Source organism: Rhodopseudomonas sp. AAP120 (assembly GCF_001295845.1).
Classification (GTDB): Bacteria; Pseudomonadota; Alphaproteobacteria; order Rhizobiales; family Xanthobacteraceae; genus Rhodopseudomonas.
The window spans coordinates 23,176-29,293 of record NZ_LJIC01000147.1 but is presented as its reverse complement, the minus strand read 5'-3'; the positions used below and the strand labels follow the sequence as shown (position 1 = coordinate 29,293).

Annotated in this window: 7 protein-coding genes and 1 pseudogene; 1 reads left to right on the top strand and 7 read right to left on the bottom strand. The window is 64.4% G+C overall.

Annotated elements, in window-relative coordinates; translation table 11 throughout:
• Window positions 1–91: 91 nt before the first annotated feature.
• The 7 genes and pseudogenes from IP86_RS21790 to IP86_RS29495 all read right to left on the bottom strand — a co-directional run.
• On the bottom strand, window positions 92–691 hold the full coding sequence (locus tag IP86_RS21790; protein WP_054164526.1) for a DUF1419 domain-containing protein: 600 nt from the start codon (window positions 689–691) through the stop codon (window positions 92–94).
• A 268-nt stretch (window positions 692–959) separates the two neighbouring features.
• Complete coding sequence (locus IP86_RS29510) at window positions 960–1,949, bottom strand: DUF6915 family protein (protein ID WP_245290707.1); 990 nt, start codon at window positions 1,947–1,949, stop codon at window positions 960–962.
• A gap of 39 nt (window positions 1,950–1,988) precedes the next feature.
• Complete coding sequence (locus tag IP86_RS21775) at window positions 1,989–3,782, bottom strand: PcfJ domain-containing protein (protein WP_054164525.1); 1,794 nt, start codon at window positions 3,780–3,782, stop codon at window positions 1,989–1,991.
• Entirely contained in the window at window positions 3,779–4,186 is a 408-nt protein-coding gene (locus IP86_RS21770; protein ID WP_156332587.1) for a hypothetical protein, read from the bottom strand. The genes IP86_RS21775 and IP86_RS21770 overlap by 4 nt, the downstream gene beginning before the upstream one ends.
• A gap of 169 nt (window positions 4,187–4,355) precedes the next feature.
• Window positions 4,356–4,652 carry a hypothetical protein gene (locus IP86_RS29505; protein WP_245290706.1) on the bottom strand — a complete coding sequence of 99 codons (297 nt, stop codon included), beginning with the start codon at window positions 4,650–4,652 and terminating at the stop codon, window positions 4,356–4,358.
• Between the two features lie 44 nt (window positions 4,653–4,696).
• Window positions 4,697–5,356, bottom strand: a complete 660-nt coding sequence (locus IP86_RS29500) for a DDE-type integrase/transposase/recombinase (protein ID WP_245290705.1) — start codon at window positions 5,354–5,356, stop codon at window positions 4,697–4,699.
• A 125-nt stretch (window positions 5,357–5,481) separates the two neighbouring features.
• A pseudogene (locus tag IP86_RS29495) lies at window positions 5,482–5,529 on the bottom strand (hypothetical protein); the annotation flags it as partial.
• Window positions 5,530–5,790: 261 nt separating this feature from the next.
• Between IP86_RS29495 and IP86_RS21760 the strand changes: the two are divergent.
• Complete coding sequence (locus IP86_RS21760) at window positions 5,791–6,006, top strand: type II toxin-antitoxin system prevent-host-death family antitoxin (RefSeq protein ID WP_245290708.1); 216 nt, start codon at window positions 5,791–5,793, stop codon at window positions 6,004–6,006.
• The last annotated feature ends 112 nt before the right edge of the window (window positions 6,007–6,118 follow it).

The window sequence follows — 6,118 nt, the reverse complement described above, 5'->3', positions numbered from 1 at the left end:
GTTGGGAGGAGCGGGCCGGTGAACGGCCCGCGAAAATGCGAAAGCCCGGCGCGGGGCCGGGCTGCTCGCAGGTTCGGGAGGGCGTTGCGGTCTATGCCGCTTCGGGCAGATGCCGGAGCTGCACTGGCAGCTTCGCGGCGACCTCGTCATCTGTGAGATCGTCGAGCGGCTTCAGGACCGTGCCGAAACCGCCGCAATAGACGAGCACGGTGCGCTTGCCCTGCAGGGGAGCCGGCCATCCCTTGCCGGCATAGCCGCGGTAGTCGTCATGCGTGCTCGACCAGATGTGCTCGAGGCGTTCGTCGCGCGTCATGGCGCGGACCGGGCGGGACTCCCGCTCGATGATCGCTCGCTTCATCTGCTCGGGCGAGCCACGATCGGACAGGTCGCAATAGCCGTGGAAGAAGCGCTTGCGACCGTCGATCCAGAGCGTGAAGAATACGCTGGTGACGTTGTCCGTCATGAATTCGCGCATCGCGAACATGTCGGCGCGCATCCAGAGCGGCGGCAGAATCTCAAGCATGTAATCATGCTCGGGTTCGGCGATCTCGAACCACTCGCCGGCAAAGAGAGGCGCGGCATCGCCGGCCCCGTAGGTCGGATCGCCACGATGCCGGTTGAACAGACGGTGCATCTCATGGCGCGTGGCGATGCCCTGGAAGATCTTGCGGATGGTCGGGAGGGTGTGCATGGCGGCTCCTTTCGGCCTCACGGGCCGAAGCGTGAGCGATCCGCCTGATCCCTCATTCACTTCAGCCCTTCATCACCTCCTCCCGCGGGCCGCCTCTCCGGTCCGGCGGGTCAAGGGCCGCGGAACGCGGGCGAAGCTTCCCTTGACGCGCCGGCCGGGCATGCGGCAGCGGCATTACCGTCCTCCTGCTTTGCTCTTCCTTCATTCTCCACATCTGCCTCTACATCTGCGGGCCTGCTCGCTTCTCCGCGCACCCGTGCGCAAGGCGCTACCAGTCGTAGCTCGGCAACACCGCGACGACATCACCGTCGCAATCGAAGAGAATATACTGGAACCCCTCCTTTCGAGCCCATATCATGATGGTGAACAGATCCTCGGGGATTCGGTCCGGACCGGCGTTGGCATCTTCTTCATGGGCATAAACGAACCATCCGTAATCGCCGTAGGGTCCGCCGACACAGGGCCATTCCTTCGCTGGGGTGTTATCGAGATAGCGCGCTGTCTGCGCGGTGAGATGCGCGGTCGATACGACAACAAATGTGTGCGCTTCGCGGCTGGTCATGGCACTCTTCCCTTTCCTTGTTGATGACTGATCTCCATCCAAACCGAGCTTGCGCGGCGACGTCGCCTGAAGCATCCAGCGCGCGCCCTTGATCCGACGCAGCGCGTCGACAGCCGGAGGCACGCGATTGAGTATGGTTTGGACGTGGCGCTCCGCCACCACGCGCGTCGGCACGAAACGGTCGCTGCCGATGTCGAGCGCCGGTCCGAAACGCGCTTCGGCCTCGAAGATTCCAAAGCTGTGATGGCGGAACAGCAGATGCGCCGCGCCGTCGCACCAGCTCTGCGTGGCCAGGAACCAATCATGCAGCGAGCGATAATGCTCGGCCTCGCCGCCGAAGCGCTCCGCGCTGGCCGCCGCGAGTTTGGTCGCGTCAGGCGTATCGTGGGGCAGCCAGTCCGGCGCATCGAGGTCGACCATCCAGTCGCGCGCATCAGGGACGATGCCGCAATCCTCATCGAGATGTTGCAGCCCGAGGATACGAACGCCGATCTCGGCGCCGTCACTGTTGCGGACCGTGGGTCCGAGCACAGAGATCGCTTCTTCTAGCGCTTCGCGATGGTGGCGCAGCGCGCGGTGTGTGAAGCGACACTGAATGACTTTCGTGGCGTCGAACCACGCATGGCAGCTGTAATAGTCGTGCCACCGGCCGCCATGCAGGCGGGCGGACGAGCGTGCGTGATCATAAGGGTGCATGATGGCCTCCTTGAGAATGTGAGCGATGAGGTGTGCGATTCAGCGCGTGCGCGCTGTCGCCGTGTCGGCGAGGGCCGCGAAGGCGCGGTCGATCGTGTGGATCAGTCCGCTTTCGGCGCACCATTGGTTGAAGGACGCCGCCACCGGGCGCGGCAGCAGCGGCCGATAGAGCGGATAGGCCTCGCGCGCGTGCTCGAGCGGTAACGCCTCACTGCGCCACGCATAGTCTCCGCGTTTGCGCATGCGGCGCCGATAGCGGGCGAGCAGCGCGGCGTTCATCGCATGAGCCTGCGAGCGCACGTCGCGAAGGAAGTCCCGCAGCGCATCATGAAGATCGTCGGCGGGCCGCGTGTTCCGAACCGCCTTGAACTGGCCGATCTTTAACGTCGGCGCTTCGATCAGACCTTCGAGCACAATCTCGACCGTCGCGGCCCGCCGCTCGTCGCGGCGCAGCGATAGGATTTGCGTGTCGCCGCGCCGGCAGACGTCGTAGTAGCCGCCAACGCAATGCTGCATCTCGTTGCCCTCGGTCACGAGATCGCTGGCGGAGGTCAGTGCGACAACCTCATAGCGGCCATCGCGCGACCGCCAGGGGGCGCAGAGCGCCGGCCAGCCCGGCCGATCCGACCTATGTTCATGGCGTAGCGCCGATAGCGATGCAGCGCGCCGATGCCACAGCGCGGCGGCCTCCACAAAGGCCTTCGGCTTGCGTGTCCCGACAATGGCGCGATGCAGACCAGCCAGAAAGGCACGGTATTCGCCTGTCGTTCGCAACCGCTCCGGAAAGTCGAGCTCACTCGCGAACAGCCCGACGACGTTGGTGCGCGTCACGAGCAGCGACAGCCGGTCGGCGGCGAGCGGACGCAGCAGATCATCCTTCAACGCGACGATAGCGTCCTGTACGCCGGCGTCCTTCGCATCGAGGTAGTCGGGCCGGATCAGATGCGTATTGTGTGATCGCAGCCAGGGCGAGTCCGCCCACGCGGCCGGACGATCCGGATGCCTCGCGCCGGGCCATTCGTGTCGTGGCACCGAATAGGCCTTGAGGCGCCGCGCGGCGACGGCGAAATCATCCCATTGCTCGATCGACGTTCGCACATCCCGCGCGCCGCGAAAGGCGCCAAGCTCGGCGTTCGTGAGTTCGAAATGCCGCGCAAGTGCGGGCGCGAGCGGCGCGCCGCAATCGATCGTCTCCGTAACGGCAGGCTGCTTCAAGGCCGACACGAGGCTGCCATAGACGGCAAGCGCCTGCGCCCGCCGCACCAGGATGCCCGGACGGGACGGATCACCGGAAAGCTGCGTGGCCAACAACCATTCGGCATTCGGCGTCAGGCCACGCGTGAGGAAGGCGGCCTGCGGCGCATCACGCGTCAGCACCGCCTTGAGATGCTGCGCGCAGAGGCTGTCGACGCATTTGCGGGTGGTGGTGAGGGCAACGCCAAGGCGTTCGGCCATGCTTGTGAGTTCGGCTTCGCGCGCGCCGTCGCGAAGAAGATCGGCGACAAGAAGCGCGTAGCCGTGATCGTCGAGCCAGCGAGAGATATTGAGATCCGTCGCCCCACGCGAACGACTGGCCACGTCGCTGACAACGGTGGCGATGTGGCGAAGCACATCCGTCGCGGGACTGTGCAGCGGCGGAACTGGCACGATGCGAAGCTCGACGTCGAGACGGTTCTCACGCGTTCCGCAGCCGAGCCGCGCTTGCGAGAGGGCGAGAAGCGCCAGCAGCGCCTCGCTCCGAGGATCGGCCCCGTATCGCGAGAGCGTCGGGCATAGGCCGATGAACGTTGCGAGGGCCGAGGCGTGGAGATCCGACCACTGGGAGGCGCTCATGGCAGCACCTCCGCATCCTGCGAGATCGCGTCATCATCATCGATATCGTCGTCGAGAAACTCCTCTTCGTCGTCACCGTAGTCACCCTCCTCGCGATACGTCATATCGACGTCAAAACAGACGTCCTCCTCGTCCTCGAAGGGACGGATGACGATGGTGCCGTAGCCGCCCTCGTTGTTGACCCAGTCGCCTTCGGGAAGATCGGCGACGAGATCGTCGAGAAGCGCCTCAAGCATGTACGGCCGGCCGCCGCCGTCGATGCCGATTGGGATGCGGGGGAGCTTTTCGAGCACGCGGCCGTCGACATGCTGGATCCGCTCGAGCGTCGTCGCGCCCGAATCTCCGCCGCCGTCCAGCGAGTATTCCACTTCCTGAATGCCGATCGCGGTCAGCACCGCGATCACGATGTCCTTCCTGTCCATTGCCTTGCCTTTCCTGAAGATGTCGAAGACATCTCCAGGCGGCCGCCTCTCCGGTCCGGCGGGTCAGGGGCCGCGGCACGCGGGCGAAGCGCACCCTTGACGCGCCGGCCGGGCATGCGGCAGCTGTGCAACCGGACTGATTGTCGACATTTTAGACTGGGCTGATTCCCGACAGTTTGGACGTTTTCTGTTTGGCCGGTTGGCTGAGCCCGACGCGGGGCGGGGCGAATCGGCGGAACATCCCGGTGCGATCGATGAGGCCGATATCGAGGTCACAAAATCGTACGATATGGTCTCCGGTCTCAAGCTCGGTGATGCCGACGAGCTCATCGATCAATGCTTCACTGATAAAGACAAAGTCGCCTTTCCATTTGATCTCGCCGTTGCTGCGGACGCGACGCACTTGGTGATTGGCGTCATACCAGGGGTCATCGAGACGCTCGGGCATCGCCCGTGCCGATCGGGTGTAGATTTCGGCGGGCTGGCGCTGGTTCAGGGCTTCGTGGGGACGCTCCTCATTGAAGTGACGCTGGAAGATGTCAAAGCGTCGCTGCTGCTGGCGGACATTCGCTGCCGGCGGCGATGAGGTCTGTTTTTTAACGTGCGATGCATCCGCTCGTGCCGACCGTTCTCCTGCGGCGACGCCGGATGGATAAAGTGTGGTCTGATGCCGAGCTTAAGCCACCAGGCTGACAATCGCGTGAGACCGCCGGCCCCGCGCGATCCGAACGGCGAGCCGTTGTCGCAGCGGATCGCCAGCGGCAGCCCATAGGTCGTAAAAGCTGCGGTAAAGACCGGCTTTGCCCCCGCCATCGTCGGCGCCGTGATCTTGATGGCCAGGACAAAACGGCTGTGATTGTCGGTTATTGTCAGCGGATCCACCCGTCGTTGATCGCCAGTCCGGAACCAGCCTTTGAAGTCGGCGCACCATTCATCATTGGCCGCCGCAGTCGCCATGACCGGGCGGGCTTGGTTCAATGCAGGGCGGCGGCGCCTGATCGCCTCGACCAACCCCGCGCGCTTGAGAATATCGCCAATCGTCGAGGCCGCCGGCCAGTCTTGCCAGGGAGCCTTACGCTCCAACATCGCCAGCAGCTTGCGCGGCCCACAATGGGGAAAGCGCCGGCGCAGCGCGACAATCGTCGCAACCATGGCTGCATCGGTGCGATGCGGACAATGCTCCGGAGCATGCGAGCGATCGAGAAACCAAGTCGGATCGCCCTCGCCTGGCGCCGGCGCCATTCATAGAATGTGTCGCGACACACCCCGTAGCGCTGGCAAAGCTCCGACACGTTCCAGTTTCCGCTTGCATAATCCGACAGCATCCGGATGCGCTCTTCCATGCGATAGGTCTCCGTAAACGGCATCGGCGGGCCCTCCTCCGATGCAATCTGACCTGTCGACAATCCTCCCGGTCTAGTCTGTCGGGTATCTACCCGGTCCGTACCAGCGCGACCCCCTTCCCTCTCTCCCTCCCCTTCATTCGGACCATCTTCGGTCCCTATTCTGGTCTGATGAGGCGAGCGCCGATGAAACTGTCCGACCGGGTGAAACCCCTAAGCCATCTCTAGGCGCATGCGCCGAAGATCATTTGCGGCCTGGCGGAGGGGCAGGATCCGGTCGTCATCACGGTGCATGGCGAAGCCAAGGCCGTGCTGCAGGATGTCGGTCGCTACGAGCAGACGCAGGAGACCCTCGCGCTTCTCAAGGTGCTCGCCCCGACCTATGCGCAGGTTGAAGCAGGCAAGGTTCGTCCCGCCGGCGACGCCTTCAAGCGCATTCGCGCACGCGTTAACGGCTGATCGCGCGCGATGCGCTTGCGCGTGCTGCTGGCCGAGGATGCCGAGCGGGACATCGACGGCCGCCGTGACATGCAACCGTTCCTACGCACCGCCTCTTGCGGTGAGGCCAGCG

Bases quoted from the DNA above. Each gene is read 5' to 3' on its own strand.
- IP86_RS21790 (WP_054164526.1), bottom strand. From the start codon at position 691: ATGCACACCCTCCCGACCATCCGCAAGATCTTCCAGGGCATCGCCACG.
- IP86_RS29510 (WP_245290707.1), bottom strand. From the start codon at position 1,949: ATGCACCCTTATGATCACGCACGCTCGTCCGCCCGCCTGCATGGCGGC.
- IP86_RS21775 (WP_054164525.1), bottom strand. From the start codon at position 3,782: ATGAGCGCCTCCCAGTGGTCGGATCTCCACGCCTCGGCCCTCGCAACG.
- IP86_RS29505 (WP_245290706.1), bottom strand. From the start codon at position 4,652: ATGCCCGAGCGTCTCGATGACCCCTGGTATGACGCCAATCACCAAGTG.
- IP86_RS29500 (WP_245290705.1), bottom strand. From the start codon at position 5,356: ATGGTTGCGACGATTGTCGCGCTGCGCCGGCGCTTTCCCCATTGTGGG.